Genomic DNA, 19,397 nt, shown 5'->3' with positions numbered 1-19,397 from the left:
GCCCAGGGCGCGAGGACGGGTGGGGGCGCGTCCTGGGGAATCAGCCGAGGGCGGCGCGCGCGCTCAGCTCGGCGGCGAGGACGGGCTGCGGCCGGCGGCGGGCCGGGCGCATGCCGAAGCCGCCGGTGCGGAGACGGATGCGGATGCGGGGGCTGTCGCGCTCGGCCGGAGCGGCTCCGCCGGTAGCGAGGCACGCGCCGCGGCCGGGTGCCGTCTGCTCGCGCAGCTTGCGGCGCAGCGGGCCGGCGGCGATGCCGAGGGCGTCGCAGATGTTCACGAACGAGAACGGCCAGGTCTCGTCGGCGCTCCAGAGCCAGTGCTCGGCTTCGCGCTGGATGCGGATCGCGCCGCGCGGCGGCTCGAGGTAGCAACGGATGGCGTCCTCGAGGACGGCGAGCATGAGGGCCCGCTCACCGGAGATGAGCGAGTCCCGCCGCGGAGCGGCGAGCTGCTCGGGGAGCACCGTGTCGGGGGCCAGGAGCTCGGAGCCGGCGAAGGCGGGCTGGTGGGCGGTCATCGTTCCTCCTTGTGCCCACTGACGACGGACCGCAGCTGCGTACTGTGTCACGGGCCCGGAGTCGCGACGCCGGACGCGCGCGGGATGCCACGCGTCATGCGGCCTGCGGCAGCCGGATCGGGCGCGGCAGGTCGGGCACGTCGCACAGCGCCGTCGCGATGAAGCGATGGCTGGTCGCGGCGAGCGTACGCCGCGTCTCCCCCGCCGGCTGGAGCAGCGGCCCCCAGGTGAGCTCGGCGGCGAGCGCACGACGCCCGAGCACCTGCCGCAGCGAGTCGACGAAGCTCATGTCGCCGACGAAGGCCGCCGCCGGATCGCGCGCGCCGTCGGAGGCGAGATAGCGCAGGGCCACGGGCTGCACGGGGACACCGGCGTCGACCGCCGCCTGGAGCAGCGCCGCGTAGAACCGGCCGACGGCGGCGCCGTCCGTGGTCGTACCCTCCGGAAAGACGACGACGCGCTCGCCGGCGCGCAGCGCCGCAGCCACGGTGTCCTTCACGCGGGCGGCGTCACGGCAGCAGCCGCGGACGATGAAGAACGTCCCGAAGCCGCGCACGATCGCGCCGGCGACCGGCCAGTCGCACACCTCGCGCTTGGCCACCGAGCGGCCGCCGCGCCAGGCCTGGAGCGCATAGACGTCGAGCCAGGAGACGTGGTTGGCGACCACGAGCACCGGGCCGTCCACCGGTCCGCGCGCGCCGCGGCGCACCAGGCGCACGCCGAGGATGCCCAGCGTCTGGCGCGCGAAGCGCGCCAGCCACACGGCGCGCGTGTCCGCGCCGAGACGCGGCACGAGCGTCACGGCGGCGAGCCATACGACGACGAGATGCGCGACCAGCGCAACCGTCCGCGCGAGCCGCACCGCGCGGTGGCGCTCCCGCTCAGGCCGCACGGAGGAGGTGCGCCGCGTGTCGCCGGCTCATGCGCGCGAGCGGCAGCAGGACGAGCAGGTCGGCGCAGTCGAAGTCCGGGTCCCACGCCGGATCGCCGCAGACGAAGGCGCCGAGCCGCAGGTACGCCTTCAGCAGTGGCGGCATCGGCGCCTCGTCCTCGACGGGCGGCCGGTGCAGCGGTAGCGGGCGGCGCGGAAAGACGCGCAGCTCGGGCGGCCCCAGGTGCTCGCGCCGCAGCCGGCGGCAGAGCGCGGCGACCGGCGCGCCGCCCTCGGCGAGGCTGATGCTGGTGCAGCCGATGACGGTGGTGGCGCCGACGTCACCGAGCCAGCGCAGCAGGCCGCCCCAGAGGGCCGCGATCGCGGCGCCGCGCCGGTGCTCCGGTGCGACGCACGCGCGTCCGACCTCGACGAGCCCGCTGCCGAGCGCGAGCACGCGCGTCAGGTGGAACTCGGTCTCGGAGTAGAAGCTGCCGGCGCGGCGCGCCTGCGCCGCCGTCAGCATGCGATAGGTGCCGACCACGCGCCCGCTGGCGGTCTCACGCAGCAGCAGGTGGGCACAGAAGTCGTCGAAGCGATCGACGTCGAGCCCGGCCTCGAGCGTGTCGAGCCGTGCGCCGAGCTCCTCGGCAAAGACCTGCCAGCGGAGCCGCTGCGCGGCGCGGACGTCGTCCCGGGTCGTGGCGAGCGTCACCGCGAAGGGTTGCCGGGGCATGTTGGTGGCCTGCATGGGTCACCTCCTTGCTCTGCGAGGGTAGCCGCGCGCGGTTACCTCCGGGTGATCGCGACGCGAAGGTCCGGCGACCTTTTCCCTGTTCCTCCGCAGCGCTAGAGTGTCTGCCATGGCGAACGAGACGCTCACGGTCCGCGACGATCGCACCGGCAAGGAGTACGTCCTGCCGATCGAGCAGGGCACGATCCGCTCGACCGACCTCGCGCAGATCAAGCTGGACGCCGACGACCCGGGCATCGCCACCTACGACCCCGGCTTCATGAATACCGCGGCCTGCAAGAGCGCCATCGCCTACATCGACGGGGACAAGGGCATCCTGCGCTACCGCGGCTACCCGATCGAGGAGCTGGCCGAGAAGAGCACCTACCTCGAGACCGCGTACCTGGTCGTGAAGGGCGAGCTGCCGACGACGTCGCACCTCAAGATGTGGACCCGCAACGTCAAGATGCACACCATGGTCCACGAGAACCTGAAGCGCCTGATGCAGGGCTTCCGCTACGACGCGCACCCGATGGGCATCCTGGTGTCGACCATCGGTGCGCTGTCGACGTTCTACCCCGAGGCGAAGGACGTCACCGACCTCGAGTCACGCCGCGTGCAGACCCGCCGCCTGATCGGCAAGGTCCCGACCATCGCCGCGTTCGCGTATCGGCACAGCCGCGGCCTGCCCTACGTCTACCCGGACAACGACCTCAGCTACACCGGCAACTTCCTCTCGATGCTCTTCAAGATGACCGAGCTGAAGTACCGGCCCGACCCGGTGCTCGAGCGCGCGCTCGACGTGCTCTTCATCCTGCACGCCGACCACGAGCAGAACTGCTCGACCTCGACGGCGCGCGTCGTCGGCAGCGCCCACGCCGACCCGTACATGTCGCTGGCGGCCGCCGCGGCGGCGCTCGCGGGCCCGCGTCACGGCGGGGCCAACGAAGAGGTCGTGCGCATGTTGCGCGAGATCGGCTCGGTGAAGAACATCCCCGACCTCATCAAGCAGGTGAAGGCCGGCGAGCGGCGCCTCATGGGCTTCGGGCACCGCGTCTACAAGAACTACGATCCGCGCGCGAAGATCATCAAGGAGGTCGCCTACCAGGTGTTCGAGGTGACCGGCCGCAGCCCGCTCATCGACATCGCGCTCGAGCTCGAGAAGATCGCGCTCGAGGACGAGTACTTCGTGAAGCGCAAGCTCTACCCGAACGTCGACTTCTACTCGGGCATCATCTACGACGCGATGGGCTTCCCGATGGAGATGTTCCCGGTGCTGTTCGCGATCCCGCGCACGTCGGGATGGATGGCGCAGTGGGCGGAGTTCATCACCGACAAGGACCAGAAGATCGCGCGCCCGAAGCAGATCTACACCGGGCACGCGATGCGCTCGTACCTGCCGCTCGACGCACGCCGCGACGTCGGCCCGGGCGAGACCGAGATCGGCGGCCCGCTGTAGCGAGGTGACGGTGGCGCGCCGCGCACGGGATGCGTGCGGCGGGCCGGGAGGGGTGGATGGCGGCGGTGGAAGCATGGCTCGACGCGATCGCGGGGTTCGTCTGGGGCTGGCCGCTCCTCGTCCTCCTGTTCGGCACGCACCTGTTCCTCACGGTGCGCCTGCGGTTCCCGCAGCGCTGGGTCTGGCGCGGCATCCGCCTGTCGGTGGCGCGCGATCCCGAGGGCGAAGGCGACGTCAGCCACTTCGGGGCGCTCGTCACCGCCCTCGCGGCGACGATCGGCACCGGCAACATCGTCGGCGTCGCCACCGCGGTCGCGGCCGGCGGGCCCGGCGCGGTCCTCTGGATGTGGCTCACCGGCGTCTTCGGCATCGCCACCAAGTACGCCGAGTCGCTGCTGGCCGTGCACTACCGCGTCCGCCTGCCGGACGGCACGTTCGGCGGTGGCGCCATGTACGTGCTCGAGCGCGGCCTCGGCTGGCGGCGGCTCGGGGCCGCGTTCGCGGCGCTGACGGCGATCGCCGCGTTCGGCATCGGCAACATGGTGCAGGCGAACTCGGTCGCGCAGCTCGCCTGGGACACGGGCGGCGTGCCGACCTGGGTCAGCGGGCTCGCGATGGCGGTCGGCACGGCGTTCGTGATCGTCGGCGGCATCCGCAGCATCGCCCGCGTCTGCGAGTGGCTGGTGCCGTTCATGGCGCTGTTCTACGTCGTCGGCTGCGCGATCCTCCTGTGGCTCGGGGCCGACACGCTGCCGGCGACGGTCCGCCTCATCGTCGAGACCGCCTTCACCGGCCAGGCGGCGGTGGGCGGGTTCGCGGGTGCGGGGATCGTCGCGGCGGCGCGCTTCGGCATCGCACGCGGGCTCTTCTCGAACGAGTCGGGGCTCGGCAGCGCGCCGATCGTCGCCGCTGCGGCGCGCACCTCGGATCCGGTCCGGCAGGCGCTCGTGTCGTCGACCGGCACCTTCTGGGACACGGTCGTCGTGTGCGCGATGACCGGGCTCGTCGTCGTCAACTCGGGCCACTGGCAGGACGGGCTCGGCGGCGCGCAGCTCTCACGCGCGGCGTTCGCGGAGATCCCGACGATCGGACCGATCGTCCTCACGGTCGGACTCCTCACCTTCGTCTTCTCGACGATCCTCGGCTGGTCGTACTACGGCGAGCGCGCGATCGCGTACCTGTTCGGCACGCCGGCGATCACCCCGTACCGCTGGGCATGGGTCGTGGCGGTGATGATCGGCTCGGTCGCTTCGCTGCCGGCCGTATGGGCGTTCGCCGACATCGCCAACGGGCTCATGGCGATCCCGAACCTGATCGCGCTCCTCGCGCTCCAGCGCGTGCTCGTCGCCGAGACCCGGCGGGGACTCTGGCAGGCGCCGCCGGAGCCGTGACGGCTGCGGCGGCGCCTGCGTGGTTGACCGCCGCGGGCGCGGTCCGTAGCTGTCGAGACGATGCGCCTCGCGCTCGCCGCCGCCCTCCTCTGCCTGACCACGGGGCGCGCGCTCGCCGTCGTCCTCGGCGGGGGTCTCGTCGACGCCGACTGCCGCATCGCCTTCGGCGACGTCGACGCGACCGCCGGCGCGAGCGGCGTCGTGTGCACCGACGGCGACCCGACCTGCGACCGCGACGGCGTCGCCGACGGCCAGTGCCGCTTCACGGTCCGACTGTGCACCGGCGTCGACGCGCCCACCTGCGACCCGGCGACGCTGAGCAGCGTCACCGTCGCGGGCCTCGCGCTGCCCGAGCCGCCGCTGCCGAGCCAGGACGGCGCCTGCGGCGAGGCGGCCGACGTCGTCGTGCCGGTCGGCACGGCGAGCGGCGCGACGGTGCTCGCGCGCGGCAACGGCGCGCTCCGCGACGTCGACTATCTGAACCTCTGCTGCCGCAGCGGCGCCGGGCTGTTCGACGCGGCCCGCTGCGCCCTCGCCGTCGACCTCGCGGTGAGCGGCTGCACCGTGCCGCGTCGCGTACGGCGGCTCTTCGCCGCGGCGGACCGTCTGGTCGCGAGCGGGGAGCCGACGAAGCGCGCCGTGCGCCGCGCCCGTCGGAGCCTCTTCAAGGTGCGGCAGAAGGCGCGGCGGATGGCCGCCCGCGACGCCTGCGGCAACGCGCTCGGTCTGGTCGCCAGCCATGCCGAGGCGATGCTCGCCGCCGCCGCCGCGACCAATCTCACACGCTGACCGGCGTCCCCAGCTTCTGCGCGACGACCTCGCCGACGCGGGTCCACAGCTCGTGCCCGTCGCGGTCGTCGACCCACGTCTCGCGCGTGGGCTCCCAGTCGTAGTGCCAGGCGCGCGCCGCGGCGGCGAACCACATCTGGTGCGCGCCGGACTGGCGGTTGAGGACGTATTTCGTGCCGTCCTCGAAGACGATCGCCACGAGGCCGTCGGCGCGCGTGACCTCGAGATCCTCGTTCACGTCGAGCGCCCGCGCCACCCGATCGAGCGCCTGGTCGGCGAGGCGGAGATAGGTCTCGGCATCCATCGGCGCGGACACTAGCCCCGACTGGGCGCCCTTGCTATCCCAGCCGGCCATGGCGGACGAAGACGACGCGAGGGAAGTGGAGCGGCTGCGGGCCGAGGTCGAGCGTCTGAAGAAGGCGCAGACCCGGGGCGTGACCCTCAAGGTCAGCGAGAAGGGCGCGCTCAGTGTCTACGGCATGGGGCGCTTCCCCGTGACGCTCTACAAGGAGCAGTGGGTGAAGCTCCTCGACATGGCCGAGGACATCCGCGCCTTCATCCGCGACAACGACACCGCCCTGAAAGCCAAGGGCTAGGCGAACGCCGAGGAGCCGTCTTCGATGATCGAGTGGAGCGAGCAGCACCTGATGATCCGCGACATGATGCGGCGGTTCATCGACGCCGAAATCAAGCCGAAGCTCGACGACCTCGAGCACGGCGACCTGCCCCCGTACGACATCCTGCGCAATCTGATGCGTACGTTCGGCCTCGACGAAGTCGCGCGCCAGCGCTTCGCCGGGCAGATCGCGCGCGAGAAGAAGGCCGCCGCGGCCCGCGCGCGCGGCGAGGCGCCGCCGGCGCGGCCCGCGCGCGAGAGCGAAGGCCACGACGTCGGACTCCAGATCATCCCGATCATCGAGCTCTGCCGCTGGTGCCCCGGCATGGTGACGGCCATGGGGGTCAGCGTCGGCCTGACCGCCCAGGCGATCATGGCCAAGGGCACGACGGCGCAGAAGGAGCGCTGGGTGCTGCCGCTCCTCACGCTCGAGCACGTCGGCGCCTGGGCGATCACCGAGCCGGGCTCGGGCTCCGACGCGTTCGGCGGCATGAAGTCGACCGCGCGCCGCGACGGCGACGGCTACGTCCTGAACGGCTCGAAGACGTTCATCACGAACGGCCCGTACGCCGACACGATCGTCTTCATCTGCAAGCTCGACGACGGCACCACCCCGGCGAAGGACCGCAAGGTCCTGCAGTTCGTGCTGGAGCGCGGCATGCCCGGGCTCACGCAGTCGCGGCCGCTGCGCAAGATGGGAATGCATTCCTCTCCCACCGGCGAGCTGTTCCTGGAAGACGTGCGCTGCGGCAAGGATCGGCTCCTCGGCGAAACCGAGGAGGTCGCCGGCGGCCGCTCGGGCGCGAAGGCGACGTTCTCGATGGAGCGCTCCGGCGTCGCCGCGATGGCGCTCGGCATCGTCGAGGAGTGCCTCCAGCTCTGCGTGCAGTATGCCCGGACGCGCGTGCAGTTCGGCCGCCCGATCGGCGAGTTCCAGCTGATCCAGCTGAAGCTGGCCAAGATGGAGGTCGCGCGCATGAACCTCCAGAACCTCGTCTTCCGCCAGATCGAGCTGGCCCAGGAGGGCAAGGGCCTCAGCTTCGCCGAAGCGTCCGCCTGCAAGTACTACGCAGCAGGCGCCGCGATGGAGGTCGCGCTCGAGGCGGTGCAGCTCTTCGGCGGCAACGGCTACATGGCCGAGTACCGCGTCGAGCAGCTCGCCCGCGACGCCAAGGTGCTCCAGATCTACGGCGGCACCGACGAGATCCAGGTCTCGCAGATCGCACGCAACCTGCTCGCCGACGGCTGACCGGCCGCCCCGAGCGGCGCGGGCGCCGCCGGCACCGGCGCCCGCCGGCGCAAATGTTCGTTGACGGTTCGATGACGGGCATGCGACGTTTCGTTGACGATGCGTGCCCAACCTCGTCGCCTTCTTCCGCTGCTCGCCCTCGCCGCCGCGCTGGCCCTGCCGTCCGCAGCCGCCCTCGCCGCCGACCAGGCCGTTCGCGGCATGACGTTCGCCGTGACCGACCCGAAGCCGGGCGAGCCCGCGAAGCGCAAGCTCACCTTCGTCGCAAAAGAAGTCGGAGGCGGCCACACCGTGGTCGGCGATCCGCGCGTGCCCACGAACGCCGCCGGCGCGACCCTCCGTATCGACGTCGCCGGCGCGACGCCCGGTAGCCAGACGTTCGTCTTGCCGCAGCGCGACACCGCCGCGGGCAAGCCGCTGTGGCGGACGCTCAAGCCCGGCGGCTTCCTCTACTCCGACGCGCGCGGCGAGTTCGGACCCGTCACGTTGCTGCGCCTGCGTCGCGCCGTGAACGGCACCGTGCAGATCAAGGGCACGCTGAAGGGCGACGGCCTGACGGTGACGCCGCCCGCCGACGGCACCGCCGCGACGGTGACGCTGACCTTCGGCACCGGCGACCGCTACTGCGTCCAGTATGCCGACGGCGCGGTGAGAAACGACGCCGCCCGCGCCTTCCGCGTGAAGAAGCCGGCGACGAAGGGCTGCCCCGCGACCGTCACCGGCGAGTTCCTCGCTCTCGCCTACAACGTCGCCGGTCTGCCCCAGGGCCTGTCGGGCTCCGACCCCGAGATCAACACCCCCCTCATCGGCCCGCTGCTGAACAACTACGAGATCACGCTCCTCCAGGAGACGTGGAAGACCCCGGATCCGAACCCGCTCGCGCCGCTGCGCGTGTACCACGAGATCCTCGAGGCCACGGCGCGGCATCCCTTCCGCTCGATCGCCGCGCCGCAGCCGCTCGGCACCAACCCCTTCCGCCCGAGCGCGATCCTCGCCGACGGCCTGAACCGCTTCTCGAACTTCCCGTTCGACGAGGAGATCCGCATCCCCTGGGCCACCTGCGTCGAGAGCGCCGCCGACTGCCTCGCCACGAAGGGCTTCAGCATCGCCCGCACGACCTTCGCGCCCGGCGTGGTCGTCGACGTCTACAACCTGCACATGGAGGCGGGGAGCGACCCGGCCGACAACGTCGCGCGCAACCAGGGCATCACCCAGCTCGTCACCGCGATGAACGGCTACTCTGCGGGACGCCCGGTCATCATCGGCGGCGACTTCAACCTGCACACCAACACCCAGCCCGCCGGCTCGCAGTACGCGCGGCTGCTGAGCGAGGCGGGCCTGACCGACGTGTGCGCCGCGGTCGGCTGCCCGAGCCCGAGCCGCATCGACAAGTTCGCGTTCCGCAGCGGCGGCAAGGTCACGCTGACGGCGTTGTCGCACCGCTTCGAGACCGACGTCTTCGTCCGCAACGGCAACATCCGCCTGAGCGACCACGATGCGCTGGCGGTGCGTTTCGCGTGGAGCGTGACGGCCGACTGATACGCCGCACGTGGTTGACTGAGCCCGGCGGAACCCCGAGAGGCGGTGCATGCATCGCCTCTCGGCCGCCCTGCTCGCCTTCGTGCTCGCGACGCCCGCGCTCGCCGCCTCCGAGCTTCCCGCCATAGGCACTGCGTTCCCGTCCTGGTCGCTGCGCGACCACACCGGCACGGTCGTCACCTCGGAGAGCCTCAGGGGCAAGACCTACCTGCTCTGGTACTACCCGAAGGCCCAGACCCCCGGCTGCACCATCGAGGGGCGCGGGCTCCGCGACGACTTCCCGTCGTTCCAGCAGCGCGGCGTCGAGATCCTCGGGGTGTCGTTCGACGACCCGAGGGCCAACGCCACCTTCGTCACGGCCGAGCAGTTCCCGTTCCGCCTCCTCTCCGACACCGACCGCACCCTCGCCCTCCAGGTCGGCGCCGCCGCCTCCGCCGACGCCCCGGTCTCGCGCCGCGTGTCGTTCCTCGTCGGCCCGGACGGCAAGGTCATCAAGACCTACGGGATGGTGATCCCGACGACGCACGCGGCCGACGTCCTCGCCGACCTGGTCGCGAAGCCCTGAGAGGCCGGGGCGCGATCACCCGCGCCCCACCCGGCTCACAGGCCGAGGATGCGGTCGTAGCGGGCGATGCGCGACGCATCGCCGCTCGTGATGCGGTCGGCGTTCAGCTGCACCGCCGCCATGTGGCGATGGATGAAGCTCTGCGCCAGCTCGAGACGGCCCGGCGCCGTGTCGGCGAGGCACAGGAGCTCGGCGCTCGCGACCACGTCGATCACCATCTCCGCGACGCGCTTGGCGTTCAGCAGCGCGTACTGCGGATCGCCCATGAGCGCCGGGGCGGTGCTCATGAGCGTCTCGATGCCGGCGGCGACGAGCCCCACCAGCTCGGGGTACGTGCCGCGCAGCGTCTCCAGCTCGGCGCGCACCTCCTCGAGGGTCGCGAAGAGCGCGCCCTTGCCCATCTCCTTGAGCGCGAAGCTCGCCTGTACCTCCGACGTGCCCTCGTAGATGGTCGTGATGATCGAGTCGGAGTGGTAGTGGCCGGCGACCGACTCGGCCATGTAGCCCAGCCCGCCGTGGAGCTGGATGCCCTGGCGGGTGACGTGGTTCGAGATCTCGGTCGCGTAGTACTTGCAGAGCGGGGTGAAGAAGCGGATCAGCTGCGTGTTGCGATCCATCTCGGCCTGGAGCGCCGGGCCCTGCGGATCGGCCTGGCCCGGCGGCGTGGCGAGGTAGGTGCGGATCGCGTCGGTCATGTCGATCATGGCCGACGTCCGCTGGAGCAGCGCGCGCGCCGACTCGATGTTGATGCGCATGAGCGTCAGCATCGACTTCACCAGCGGCTGCTGGAGGATCGGCGCACCGAACTGCACGCGCTGCGCGGCGTACTCGCGCGCGGCGTGATAGGCGCCCTGCGCGATCCCGAGCGCCTGCGCGGCGACGCCCAGACGGGCGTTGTTCATGAGGTCGAGCATGGCGCGGAAACCCTGGCCCGGCTTGCCGAGCAGCCACGCCTCGGCGCGATCGAACGTGACCACACAGGTCGGCGAGCCGTGGATGCCGAGCTTGCGCTCGACACGGGCGACACCCAGCGCGTTGGGGCGCCCGTCGGGCAGCGTGCGCGGGCAGAGCATCAGATTGAGGCCGTTCGTCGTGCCCTTCGACTGCTCGAACGTCGCCGCGTCGCGCGCGAGCACCAGGTGTATCTGCGCCCCGCCGTTGGTGATGAAGATCTTCTCGCCCTCGATGAACCAGCGGGCGCCCTCGCGCGTGACGCGGGTCGTGATGCCGCCCAGGTCGGAGCCGGCCTGCGGCTCGGTGAGATCCATCGCGCCCTGCAGCTCGCCCGATTGGAAACGCGGCAGGTAGGCGCGCTTCAGCGCCTCGTCGCCGTACTTCTCGATGTCGAGCGCGACGCCGGCCTGGAGGCCGACGATCGTCATGAGACTCGCGTCGGCGCGTGAGACCATCTCGAGGTACGGCGTGTTGACGAGCAGCGGCAGGCCGTAGCCGCCGTAGTCCGCGTGCATGGTGAGGCAGAGGAGCCCCGCCTGGCGCAGCTTCTCGTAGCCGGCGGCGATGTGCGACGGAACCACGACCTCGCCCTGCTCGAGCCGCACCTCCTCCTCCCAGTGCCCGCGCGAGCCGGCGTCGATGGACGCACAGATCTCGCCGGTGGTGCGCAGGATGTCCTTGTAGGTGGACACCTCCTCGGCCGGGTCGACCTCGCCGCCGCGGCGCAGGCGGAAGTACCGCGCCCAGTCGAAGCGGTGGTCGAGGAAGAGCTGCATGTCCCGGTGGAAATACTCGGTCGCCATCGGGAGCCAGGCTAGCAGGCGGCTCCCGGACGTACACGCCGGACGATGCGATCCGCGGGCGCGAGGGACCGGGCCCGCGCGCCCCGCGCCGGAGGGCTACCGGCGCGGCGGGAACAGCACGAGCCCGCGCGCCCGGGTCGCCGCCAGGCGCAGCAGGAAGGCGTCCCGCGGCACGGCCCGGGCGCCGAAGCGCTCCATGTGCGGGGTCAGGACCTGGATGTCGAGCCAGTCGAGGCCGGCGCTGCGCAGGTGGTCGATCAGATGGAGGAGCGCCAGCTTCGACGCGTAGGGCTCGTGGTAGAACATGCTCTCGGCGGCGAACGCGCCGTCGACGTCGACGCCGTAGATGCCGCCGACGAGGCGGTCGCCGTCCCAGGCCTCGGCGCTGTGCGCCGTACCGAGCTCGTGCAGCCGCACGTAGGCCATGTGGATGTCGGGCGTGATCCACGTGCCCTCCTGGTCGGGACGCGGTGTGGACGCGCAGCCCGCGATGACCTCGGGGAAGGCGCGATCGATCGTGCAGCGAAAGCGGGTCTTCGCACGCGCCCGCACGAGGCTGCGCGGCAGGTGGAGGTCGGCGAAGTCGAGCATGCCGCGCGCCGGCGGCGAGAACCACAGGAGAGGCAACCCGCGGGCGGGCCATGGAAAGATGCCCTGGCGATAGGCGAGCCGCAGCGTGTCCGGGTGCAGGTCGCCGCCGATGGCGACGACGCCCTCGGGATTCGCGCTGCGCGGGTCGGGAAAGCGGCGGACCGGCATCGGCTACGCGACGGACGGATCGACGCGGCAGAGCGCCGCACTGACGTCCCACAGCCGGGCGGCGAGCGCGCGATCGTAGGTCGGCCTCGACGTGCGCTTGGCGCGGCGGCGCACGAAGTAGCGGCCGTGCTCGCCCGCCGCCTCCGGCGCCGACGCGAGCCAGATCGCGGTGTCGGCCCCCTGGCGCGGGGTGCGGAAGAACGGCGCGAGAAGCCGCGTCGCGAGGATCGCCCAGCGCCCGTTGTTGTGGCCCAGCCCGGTGGCGACCGCGCCCGGATGGAGGCAGTTCACGGTGACCCCCGAGCCCTCGAGCCGCCGCGCCAGCTCGTAGGTGAAGAGGATGTTCGAGAGCTTCGACGTGCCGTAGACCCGCATCGCGCGGTAGCTCCCCGCCTGCCCGAGGTCGTCGAGATCGAGCCGCCCGAAGCGGTGTGCCTCGGATGCGACGTTGACGATGCGCGCCGGCGCGCTCGCGCGCAGCCGCGGCAGGAGGAGCAACGTCAGGAGAAAGTACGCGAGGTGGTTGGTCGCGAAGACGGTCTCGATGCCGTCGTCGGTGGTCGCGTGCGCGAGATTCACGACGCCGGCGTTGTTGACGAGGACGTCGATGCGCGGGCAGCGCACGAGCAGCTCGCCGGCGACGCGGCGAACGTCGGCCTGGCGCGACAGATCGGCGAGGTGCACCGACGCCGCCGGTCGGCCGGCCGCGGCGTCGAGCTCCGCCGCGACGGCCTCGCCGCGGCCGCGATCGCGGCAGACGACGGCGACGTGGTCGCCCGCTGCCGCCAGCGCCCGCGCGATCTCACGGCCGATGCCCGAGGTGGCACCGGTGACGACGCAGATTCGCCCGTCCATCGGCGCCGAGTCTAACCAGAACCGCTCACCGTGCCGAGCCGGGCGGCCGCGACGGCGGCCGGCGGCGTGCGTTCAGGCGCGCGGCTCGAGCATGACGAGCAGCTGCCCCGCCAGCCCGGCCTCGCGATGGACGCCGAAGCCGTGGACCTCGGCCGAGGTCGCGATCTCGACGAAGACGCGCGGCGACGGGTACTGCACGAGCCCCACGAGGTCCCACGGCTCCTCGACCTCGCCCAGCACGACGCCGAGCGCCCGCCCCTGGTACAGGAGGCGGCCGCCGCGCGACTCGACGAACGGGACCATGAGATCCGCGTAGCGCTGATAGGCCTCCTCGCCGGTGAGGTGCGCGTCGCGCCCGTCCGGATACTGCGCGCGGGGATGGAACTTGAGGAGATTCAGCATGACGATCGGCACGTCGCGGCCGTCGGCGGCGACGGCGCTCAGCTGATCGCCGGTGGGGAGCAGGGCGTTGCGCACGAGCATGGGCGCCGCCCATAGCACCGGCGGGCGGGCGGACGAAATTCGTGCTAGCCGGGCGGCATGCGGATGCTGCACACGATGCTGCGGGTGGGCGACCTCGAGCGCTCGCTGGCGTTCTACTGCGAGGTGCTCGGCATGCGCCTCCTGCGCCGCAAGGACTACCCGAGCGGCCGCTTCACGCTCGCCTTCGTGGGCTACGGCGACGAGGCGGATCACACCGTCCTCGAGCTCACCCACAACTGGGACGCGAGCCACTACGACGTCGGCACGGGCTACGGCCACGTCGCGATCGGCGTCGAGGACATCTACGCCACCTGCGGCGCGCTCCGCGCGCGCGGCGCGACGATCACGCGCGAGCCCGGCCCGATGAAGCACGGCGGCTCGGTGATCGCGTTCCTCCAGGACCCGGACGGCTACAAGATCGAGCTGATCCAGCTCCGCGGCCGCACCGACTGACCCCTGCGCCACAAGGCGCGTCTGCGCGATGCAGTGCCGCCGGGTCTCGCAGCCATGCACGGCCGATCGGTCGGCGGCGCACGACGGTGCGCGGCTCCTCACTGGCGCACGCCTTGCTTCGATCGACCCCGATGCCCGCAGCACGCCGCGTCTTCGCCTGCGCACTCGCCCTGTCGCTCGTCCTCGCCCTGGCCGGCGATGCCGCCGCCAAGGCGAAGAAGCGGGCGCCGATCCGCATGTCGAAGCCCGCCCGCGGGGCCCAGATCGTGGTCGGCCCGATCAAGGTGCCGAAGGGCTCCGAGGTCACCGAGTGCACCTACATGAAGCTGCCGAGCAGGAAGGATCTCGCCGTCAACAAGGTGAAGATCAAGGTCAACGGCGGCAGCCACCACATCCACCTCTATCGGCCCCACGACCGCACGCTGTCGATCGAGAACGGCCACGAGACGTGCAACTTCGCGCTCGACTTCGACGTCTGGCAGCTGATCCTCGGCAGCCAGAGCGTGCTGCTCAACTGGAAGCTGCCCGACGGCATCGCCTTCCATTTCACCGCGCGCGAGCAGCTCGCGGCGCAGACGCACTTCGTCGACAACGGCGCGCTCTCGACGCCGGCGGACGGCTGGGCGATCTACAACCTCTACGCGATTCCGGAGCGCAAGGTGACGTCGTACGCGGGCGCGCTCTTCGGGCAGGACAAAGACGTGGTCGTGCCCGCGCATTCGATCGCCACCGCAACCACCCGCTGCGTCTTCGATCGGCCGGTCGACCTGCTCGCGCTCACCGGGCACTACCACTTCCGCGGCGTGAAGTTCACCGCCCACGTGTGGGACGGCGAGAAGACCGGCACGCCCCTCTACGAGTATCACGGCTACGACGAGCCGACGTTCCGTCGCTTCGCCGCCGGCGAGCAGGCGCAGATCCCCGGCATCGAGTGGACCTGCACCTACGAGAACGACACCGATCGCGACTACACCTTCGGACCCTTCACCGACGACAACGAGCACTGCAACCTGTTCGCGTTCTACTACCCGACGCTCAGCAAGCAGGAGTTCATGACCTGCGTGCAGCAGGACAGCCGGGTCACGGTGACGGTCCGGCACTGACGGTGCGCGCCGGACTGGCCCGGCGCGCCGGGCTCGGGTAGGACCGCCGCGTGCAGCACGTCCTCTTGGTGCCGGGATTCTTCGGCTTCACGAACCTCGGCGACCTGCGCTACTTCGGCCACGTGCGCGACGCCCTGCTGCGCGGCTTTGCGGCGCGCGGGCTCGAGGCCTCGGTCGCGGTCGTGCGCACGCTGCCCACGGCGTCGCTGCCGCGACGCGCGGCCCGCGTCGCCGCCACGCTCGCGACGCTCCCCGACGACGGCGCGCCGGTGCACCTCGTCGGGCACTCGAGCGGCGGGCTCGACCTTCGCCTCCTCACCTCGCCCGGCGTCGCCCTGCCGACCGAGGTCGCCGTCGAGGCGCTGCTCGCCCGCGTGCGCTCGGTGGTGACGGTGACGACGCCGCACCACGGCACGCCGCTCGCCGCGGTCTTCACCGGGCTGCTCGGCCAGCGGCTGCTCCAGCTCCTCTCGCTGGTCACGATCTACGTCCTGCGCTTCGGCCATCTGCCGCTGACGGCCGTCTTCAAGGTGGGCCAGGTCTTCGCGCATCTGGACGGCCGCCTCGGCCTCGAGGGCGCGCTGCTCGACGAGCTGTACGCGCAGCTGCTCGCCGACTTCTCGCCCGAGCGGCGCGACGCCGTCGCCGCCTTCCTCGCCGACGTGGAGTCCGACCGCGGCCTCCTCCCCCAGCTGACGCCCGAGGGCATGGCGCTCCTCAACGCCACCGCCGCCCCGCGCCCGGGGCTGCGCGCCGGCTCCGTGGTCGCGATGGCGGCGCCGCCCGGCGTGCGCTCGACCCTGCGCGTGGGCCTCGACCCCGCCGCCCAGGCGACCCACGTCATGTATCAGGCACTGCACCGCCTGACCCGCATGCGCCCCGAGGAGGTGCCTCCGTGCACCGACGCGCAGGCCGACGTCATGCGCGCGGCCTACGGCACGGTGCCCGACGCCGACGCCAACGACGGCGTCGTGCCGACACGTTCGCAGCCGTGGGGCACGCTGCTGCACGCGGCGCGCGGCGACCACCTCGACGTCCTCGGGCACTACGGCGCCGAGCCGCCGCACGTCGATTGGCTCGCTACCGGCACGGGATTCGACCGCGGCGCCTTCGAGGCGCTGTGGGACGACGTCATGCGCTTCCTGCTGGCCGAATGAGCGTCGCCTCGTCGTGCGGCGGGAGTCGCTGCGCCCCACGTTGACAACGGCGCGCGCCCGGCCGTACGACCGGAGGCGTGACCACCGCTCCGGCGGCGCCCGTCGACGCTGCACGCACCGTCGTGGTGCAGGGCCGCACGGTGGCGTTGCCGGTGGTCGTACGCGACGCGGTCGCGGTGACGGCGATGTTCCTCGTCCCCACCGCCGCAGCACGCCGCCTGATCCCCCACCCGTCCCTGCATCCGCTCGAGCCGTGGCCCGGGCGCGCGGTCTGCGTGCTCGCGGGCGTCGAGTACCGCGACAACGACCTCGGACGCTACAACGAGATCGCGGTCAGCTTCTTCGTGCGCCCCGGCGGTGCCCGGCCCCGCCCCGTGGTGGGCATGCTCCAGGCGCTGCGCCGGCGCGAGGCGGTGGCCTACATCCATCGCCTGCCGGTGACCACTGCCTTCTCGCGTGACGCCGGCCGCGACATCTGGGGCTTCCCGAAGACGGTCGACCGCATCGAGTTCCAGGACGCCGGCGGCCGGCGCAGCGGCTCCCTCATCGTCGACGGCGAGCACGTGCTGACGCTGTCCGTGGCGCGCCGCGGCCGGCGCACGCTCCCGGACATGCCGCAGGACGCGGTCGCCGTACGCGACGGCGCCGTCTGGCGCACGCCGTCGACCATGGGCGGCGACGGCGCGGGCTTTCGCTTGGGCGGTGCGCGCGTGATCCTCGGCCGCCATCCGATCGCCGACGAGCTGCGCGCGCTCGGCCTGCCGAAGCCGGCCCTGTGCTCGAGCTCGCTCGAGCACATGCACGCCCGCTTCGAGGCGCCCGAGCGCCTCGCGCTCTGAGCACACGCCGCACGCAGGTGGCTTCCCCGCCGGGGCCGTTCGCGGCTATTGGGAAAGCGAGTCCGGACCGACGAGCGACACGCATCTCAACCCAGAGGAGGTTCCGATGGCCGAGAGCGTCTACAAGATCATCGAGCTGGTCGGCACGAGCGACGAGTCCTGGGAGAAGGCCGCCGCCGCCGCGGTCGCCAAGGCCTCGCGTACGCTGCGCGATCTGCGGATCGCGGAGGTCGCCGAGCTCGACCTCCAGATCGAGGACGGCGTCGTGCGTGCCTACCGCACCAAGCTGAAGGTCAGCTTCAAGTACGAGGACTGATCCCGGCGTCGCGCGCGGCGGGCGCGGCGCTCGCCGCGCGCCACGACCCGAGTTGAAAGTTGCGGGGACGGCACGTACTAGCGCGGTGCCATGAGCGCCGCGTCCCGTTCCGCGTCGTCCCGCCAGGCGACACGCGCGACGCGTCCGCCCGCGGCGCCGCGGCGCCGCCCGCCGGGGCGCGGGACGAAGGCCCGCAGGCCGGCGCGGGTGCGGGGCCGTGTCTGGCTCTGGCACGGCCTCGAGGCGCTGGGCCTCCTGTGCGTCGCGGTGGTCGGCATCGTGAGCGCGCTCGGCCTGGTCGCGCAGCGCCTCACCGGCTCCGGGGTCTGGTCGCACCTCGTCCCGTTCGCGGTCACCGTCCTCGGGCTCGGGCTCGTGGCGGCCGGGGCGCTGCGCGGCTGGCGGCTCGTCCAGCCGGTACTCGCGGCACGCGCCGACGCGGCGCCGGCGCTCGCAGCCCTGGTCCTCGCGGGGCTCGCACTGTGGGCGGCGGCGCGACCGGGCTTCGAAGCGCAGGTGTCCGACGTCCGCCGGCTGATCGGCGGTCCGATCGAGGCACACCGCCAGACGCTCGCGCATCAGGTGTTCGCCAACTACCGGCGGCTCGATCTGAAGGCCATGGCCCGCGACCTGGAGCGCGGCCAGGTCTACGTCGCGATCATCGAGGAGGCCGCGCGCACCTACGGCGTCGATGCCGACGTGCTGATGGGCATCGGCTGGGCCGAGTCGTCGTTCGATCCGCGCGACAGCGCCGACGGCGGCCGCGGGCTCTTCCAGATCACGGCTGCGCCCAGCCTGGCGCTGACCGACGCGCGCGGCCGGCTCGCGGTCGAGAAGCTCGACCTCGACAACCAGCGCCACAACGCCTTCGTCGCCGCCGCGACCCTGCGGCAGTACCTCCAGCAGATGGCCGGCGACCCGTTCCTCGGGCTGCTCGCCTACAACATCGGCCCGCGCAACGGCGGCCTGCGCAGCATCATGGACCAGTACGGCGCCACCGACTTCGTCACCATCCAGCCGTACCTGCAGAACCTGCCGCGCGACTACCCGATCCGTGTGCTCACGGGGGCCCTCGCCTGGCGGCTCTGGCGTGCCGAGGGACGCCTGCCCCGCTACGAGGAGGGCGGCAACGCGCGCCGCATCCAGCGGCTCGGCGTGCCGATGCTGCAGCCCGACGCGTGAGGCGTCAGTCCGCCGCCGCCGCGCAGGACGGCAGCAGCGCCGGATCGACGAAGGCGGCGTCGGTGGCGGCGGGATCGTCCGGGCAGGCGGACAGCGTGCGCTCCTCGAGGATCGCCGCGCCGGCCAGCCAGTACTCGGCGCGCCACGGCAGGAGGAAGCGCCCGGTGCGGCGGAAGTCGGTGAAGCGCATCGTCAGCTCGGCCGAGCCGAACGGCGGCAGCTGCACCGGCCCGCGGACCCACACCACGCGGTCCGCCTCGTCGACACCCAGCCGGTAGCGGCTGCCGTCGTCGCGCCAGGTGGCGAGCAGGCCCCAGACGACGCCGGGCGGCAGCTCCTGGCGCTCGAGCGGCGTCACCTCGACGCCGGGGCCGCGCAGGGCGTCGAGGTATACGACCGACCAGAAGCGCGCCTGCGAGTGCAGCGGCGTCGCCGGCGAGCGGTCCACCGCGACGGTACGGGAGCCGATCACGGTGTGGGCGGCCGTGCCGTCCCAGGTGTAGGAGTCGGGCGCACCCGTGGTCTCGATCGTGAGCGCCCAGCGATCCGGGCGCCGATAGGCGAGCCGCGCGTTCCACAGGCCCGGGAAGCCGCTGCGGACGTCGGCCTCGACGCGGCGGACGACGCTCTCGAGCGGCCCGCCGCGGGCGCGGATCGCGCGCTCGAGGAGCGCGGGCTGCGGAGCCGCGCCGGCGGCGACGGCGGCGAGGAGCACCGCGCCCGCTGGCATCACGGCGGCCACCACGCGTACGATGCCCGCCGCC

22 protein-coding genes are annotated in these 19,397 nt (G+C 72.4%); 13 read left to right on the top strand and 9 right to left on the bottom strand.

The features are described 5' to 3' along the window. Positions 1 to 40: 40 nt before the first annotated feature. The 3 genes from KIT14_22015 to KIT14_22005 form a co-directional block, all read right to left on the bottom strand. Positions 41 to 517 carry a hypothetical protein gene (locus tag KIT14_22015; GenBank protein MCW5893200.1) on the bottom strand — a complete coding sequence of 159 codons (477 nt, stop codon included), beginning with the start codon at positions 515 to 517 and terminating at the stop codon, positions 41 to 43. A 94-nt stretch (positions 518 to 611) separates the two neighbouring features. Then, the gene (locus tag KIT14_22010) at positions 612 to 1,409 is read right to left on the bottom strand and encodes a 1-acyl-sn-glycerol-3-phosphate acyltransferase (GenBank protein MCW5893199.1); all 798 of its coding nucleotides are present in this window, start codon (positions 1,407 to 1,409) and stop codon (positions 612 to 614) included. Then, positions 1,399 to 2,139: a GNAT family N-acetyltransferase gene (locus KIT14_22005; protein MCW5893198.1), complete on the bottom strand. Its 741-nt coding sequence runs from the start codon at positions 2,137 to 2,139 to the stop codon at positions 1,399 to 1,401. Before KIT14_22005 ends, KIT14_22010 begins: the two co-directional genes overlap by 11 nt. A 112-nt stretch (positions 2,140 to 2,251) precedes the next feature. On the opposite strand from KIT14_22005, the gene KIT14_22000 reads away from it, so the two are divergent. The 3 genes from KIT14_22000 to KIT14_21990 are packed head-to-tail and all read left to right on the top strand — an operon-like array spanning position 2,252 to position 5,760. Then, positions 2,252 to 3,580, top strand: coding sequence for a citrate synthase (locus tag KIT14_22000; protein MCW5893197.1), 1,329 nt, complete (start codon positions 2,252 to 2,254; stop codon positions 3,578 to 3,580). A gap of 56 nt (positions 3,581 to 3,636) precedes the next feature. Then, positions 3,637 to 4,971 (top strand): sodium:alanine symporter family protein, encoded by a 1,335-nt coding sequence (locus KIT14_21995; protein ID MCW5893196.1) that lies wholly within the window; start codon positions 3,637 to 3,639, stop codon positions 4,969 to 4,971. A 60-nt stretch (positions 4,972 to 5,031) separates the two neighbouring features. Next, a complete protein-coding gene (locus KIT14_21990) occupies positions 5,032 to 5,760 on the top strand; it encodes a hypothetical protein (protein ID MCW5893195.1) in 729 nt (242 codons plus the stop codon). Here the strand turns inward: KIT14_21990 and cyaY are convergent. Further along, entirely contained in the window at positions 5,750 to 6,064 is a 315-nt protein-coding gene (cyaY, locus tag KIT14_21985; GenBank protein MCW5893194.1) for an iron donor protein CyaY, read from the bottom strand. The genes KIT14_21990 and cyaY overlap by 11 nt on opposite strands. A 49-nt stretch (positions 6,065 to 6,113) precedes the next feature. Between cyaY and KIT14_21980 the strand changes: the two genes are divergently transcribed. The 4 genes from KIT14_21980 (at position 6,114) to KIT14_21965 (ending at position 9,729) form a co-directional block, all read left to right on the top strand. After that, positions 6,114 to 6,356: a hypothetical protein gene (locus tag KIT14_21980; protein ID MCW5893193.1), complete on the top strand. Its 243-nt coding sequence runs from the start codon at positions 6,114 to 6,116 to the stop codon at positions 6,354 to 6,356. A gap of 24 nt (positions 6,357 to 6,380) precedes the next feature. Beyond that, a complete protein-coding gene (locus tag KIT14_21975) occupies positions 6,381 to 7,625 on the top strand; it encodes an acyl-CoA dehydrogenase family protein (GenBank protein ID MCW5893192.1) in 1,245 nt (414 codons plus the stop codon). A 99-nt stretch (positions 7,626 to 7,724) separates the two neighbouring features. Beyond that, positions 7,725 to 9,164 (top strand): endonuclease/exonuclease/phosphatase family protein, encoded by a 1,440-nt coding sequence (locus tag KIT14_21970; protein MCW5893191.1) that lies wholly within the window; start codon positions 7,725 to 7,727, stop codon positions 9,162 to 9,164. Between the two features lie 49 nt (positions 9,165 to 9,213). Further along, a complete protein-coding gene (locus tag KIT14_21965; protein MCW5893190.1) occupies positions 9,214 to 9,729 on the top strand; it encodes a peroxiredoxin in 516 nt (171 codons plus the stop codon). Between the two features lie 35 nt (positions 9,730 to 9,764). Here KIT14_21965 and KIT14_21960 read toward each other — a convergent pair whose 3' ends face one another. The 4 genes from KIT14_21960 to KIT14_21945 form a co-directional block, all read right to left on the bottom strand. Next, a complete protein-coding gene (locus KIT14_21960; GenBank protein ID MCW5893189.1) occupies positions 9,765 to 11,486 on the bottom strand; it encodes an acyl-CoA dehydrogenase family protein in 1,722 nt (573 codons plus the stop codon). A 96-nt stretch (positions 11,487 to 11,582) separates the two neighbouring features. Further along, the gene (gene aat / locus KIT14_21955) at positions 11,583 to 12,245 is read right to left on the bottom strand and encodes a leucyl/phenylalanyl-tRNA--protein transferase (GenBank protein ID MCW5893188.1); all 663 of its coding nucleotides are present in this window, start codon (positions 12,243 to 12,245) and stop codon (positions 11,583 to 11,585) included. 3 nt (positions 12,246 to 12,248) lie between these two features. Beyond that, complete coding sequence (locus KIT14_21950) at positions 12,249 to 13,100, bottom strand: SDR family oxidoreductase (GenBank protein MCW5893187.1); 852 nt, start codon at positions 13,098 to 13,100, stop codon at positions 12,249 to 12,251. Positions 13,101 to 13,172: 72 nt separating this feature from the next. Beyond that, entirely contained in the window at positions 13,173 to 13,583 is a 411-nt protein-coding gene (locus KIT14_21945) for a DUF1330 domain-containing protein (protein ID MCW5893186.1), read from the bottom strand. Positions 13,584 to 13,640: 57 nt separating this feature from the next. On the opposite strand from KIT14_21945, the gene gloA reads away from it, so the two are divergent. From gloA to KIT14_21915, 6 genes are all read left to right on the top strand, one after another. Next, entirely contained in the window at positions 13,641 to 14,036 is a 396-nt protein-coding gene (gene gloA, locus KIT14_21940; protein ID MCW5893185.1) for a lactoylglutathione lyase, read from the top strand. A 131-nt stretch (positions 14,037 to 14,167) separates the two neighbouring features. After that, positions 14,168 to 15,139, top strand: a complete 972-nt coding sequence (locus KIT14_21935) for a hypothetical protein (GenBank protein MCW5893184.1) — start codon at positions 14,168 to 14,170, stop codon at positions 15,137 to 15,139. Positions 15,140 to 15,189: 50 nt separating this feature from the next. After that, a complete protein-coding gene (locus KIT14_21930) occupies positions 15,190 to 16,296 on the top strand; it encodes a triacylglycerol lipase (protein ID MCW5893183.1) in 1,107 nt (368 codons plus the stop codon). 185 nt (positions 16,297 to 16,481) lie between these two features. Continuing rightward, the gene (locus tag KIT14_21925) at positions 16,482 to 17,135 is read left to right on the top strand and encodes an acetoacetate decarboxylase family protein (GenBank protein MCW5893182.1); all 654 of its coding nucleotides are present in this window, start codon (positions 16,482 to 16,484) and stop codon (positions 17,133 to 17,135) included. Positions 17,136 to 17,241: 106 nt separating this feature from the next. Beyond that, positions 17,242 to 17,451 (top strand): dodecin domain-containing protein, encoded by a 210-nt coding sequence (locus tag KIT14_21920; protein MCW5893181.1) that lies wholly within the window; start codon positions 17,242 to 17,244, stop codon positions 17,449 to 17,451. 207 nt (positions 17,452 to 17,658) lie between these two features. Next, entirely contained in the window at positions 17,659 to 18,633 is a 975-nt protein-coding gene (locus KIT14_21915) for a transglycosylase SLT domain-containing protein (protein MCW5893180.1), read from the top strand. A 4-nt stretch (positions 18,634 to 18,637) separates the two neighbouring features. Here the strand turns inward: KIT14_21915 and KIT14_21910 are convergent, their stop codons facing one another. Beyond that, positions 18,638 to 19,366 (bottom strand): hypothetical protein, encoded by a 729-nt coding sequence (locus KIT14_21910; GenBank protein MCW5893179.1) that lies wholly within the window; start codon positions 19,364 to 19,366, stop codon positions 18,638 to 18,640. Positions 19,367 to 19,397 lie beyond the last annotated feature (31 nt).

The organism is bacterium (genome assembly GCA_026129405.1).
In the GTDB taxonomy this organism is placed as follows: Bacteria; Desulfobacterota; Binatia; order DP-6; family DP-6; genus JAHCID01.
Note: the sequence above shows the minus strand (reverse complement) of the source record. Positions and strands in the feature narration are given on the sequence as shown.

Bases quoted from the DNA above. Each gene is read 5' to 3' on its own strand.
- KIT14_22015 (MCW5893200.1), bottom strand. From the start codon at position 517: ATGACCGCCCACCAGCCCGCCTTCGCCGGCTCCGAGCTCCTGGCCCCC.
- KIT14_22005 (MCW5893198.1), bottom strand. From the start codon at position 2,139: ATGCAGGCCACCAACATGCCCCGGCAACCCTTCGCGGTGACGCTCGCC.
- KIT14_22000 (MCW5893197.1), top strand. From the start codon at position 2,252: ATGGCGAACGAGACGCTCACGGTCCGCGACGATCGCACCGGCAAGGAG.
- KIT14_21995 (MCW5893196.1), top strand. From the start codon at position 3,637: ATGGCGGCGGTGGAAGCATGGCTCGACGCGATCGCGGGGTTCGTCTGG.
- KIT14_21990 (MCW5893195.1), top strand. From the start codon at position 5,032: ATGCGCCTCGCGCTCGCCGCCGCCCTCCTCTGCCTGACCACGGGGCGC.
- cyaY (MCW5893194.1), bottom strand. From the start codon at position 6,064: ATGGATGCCGAGACCTATCTCCGCCTCGCCGACCAGGCGCTCGATCGG.
- KIT14_21980 (MCW5893193.1), top strand. From the start codon at position 6,114: ATGGCGGACGAAGACGACGCGAGGGAAGTGGAGCGGCTGCGGGCCGAG.
- KIT14_21975 (MCW5893192.1), top strand. From the start codon at position 6,381: ATGATCGAGTGGAGCGAGCAGCACCTGATGATCCGCGACATGATGCGG.
- KIT14_21970 (MCW5893191.1), top strand. From the start codon at position 7,725: ATGCGTGCCCAACCTCGTCGCCTTCTTCCGCTGCTCGCCCTCGCCGCC.
- KIT14_21965 (MCW5893190.1), top strand. From the start codon at position 9,214: ATGCATCGCCTCTCGGCCGCCCTGCTCGCCTTCGTGCTCGCGACGCCC.
- KIT14_21960 (MCW5893189.1), bottom strand. From the start codon at position 11,486: ATGGCGACCGAGTATTTCCACCGGGACATGCAGCTCTTCCTCGACCAC.
- aat (MCW5893188.1), bottom strand. From the start codon at position 12,245: ATGCCGGTCCGCCGCTTTCCCGACCCGCGCAGCGCGAATCCCGAGGGC.
- KIT14_21950 (MCW5893187.1), bottom strand. From the start codon at position 13,100: ATGGACGGGCGAATCTGCGTCGTCACCGGTGCCACCTCGGGCATCGGC.
- KIT14_21945 (MCW5893186.1), bottom strand. From the start codon at position 13,583: ATGCTCGTGCGCAACGCCCTGCTCCCCACCGGCGATCAGCTGAGCGCC.
- gloA (MCW5893185.1), top strand. From the start codon at position 13,641: ATGCGGATGCTGCACACGATGCTGCGGGTGGGCGACCTCGAGCGCTCG.
- KIT14_21935 (MCW5893184.1), top strand. From the start codon at position 14,168: ATGCCCGCAGCACGCCGCGTCTTCGCCTGCGCACTCGCCCTGTCGCTC.
- KIT14_21925 (MCW5893182.1), top strand. From the start codon at position 16,482: ATGTTCCTCGTCCCCACCGCCGCAGCACGCCGCCTGATCCCCCACCCG.
- KIT14_21920 (MCW5893181.1), top strand. From the start codon at position 17,242: ATGGCCGAGAGCGTCTACAAGATCATCGAGCTGGTCGGCACGAGCGAC.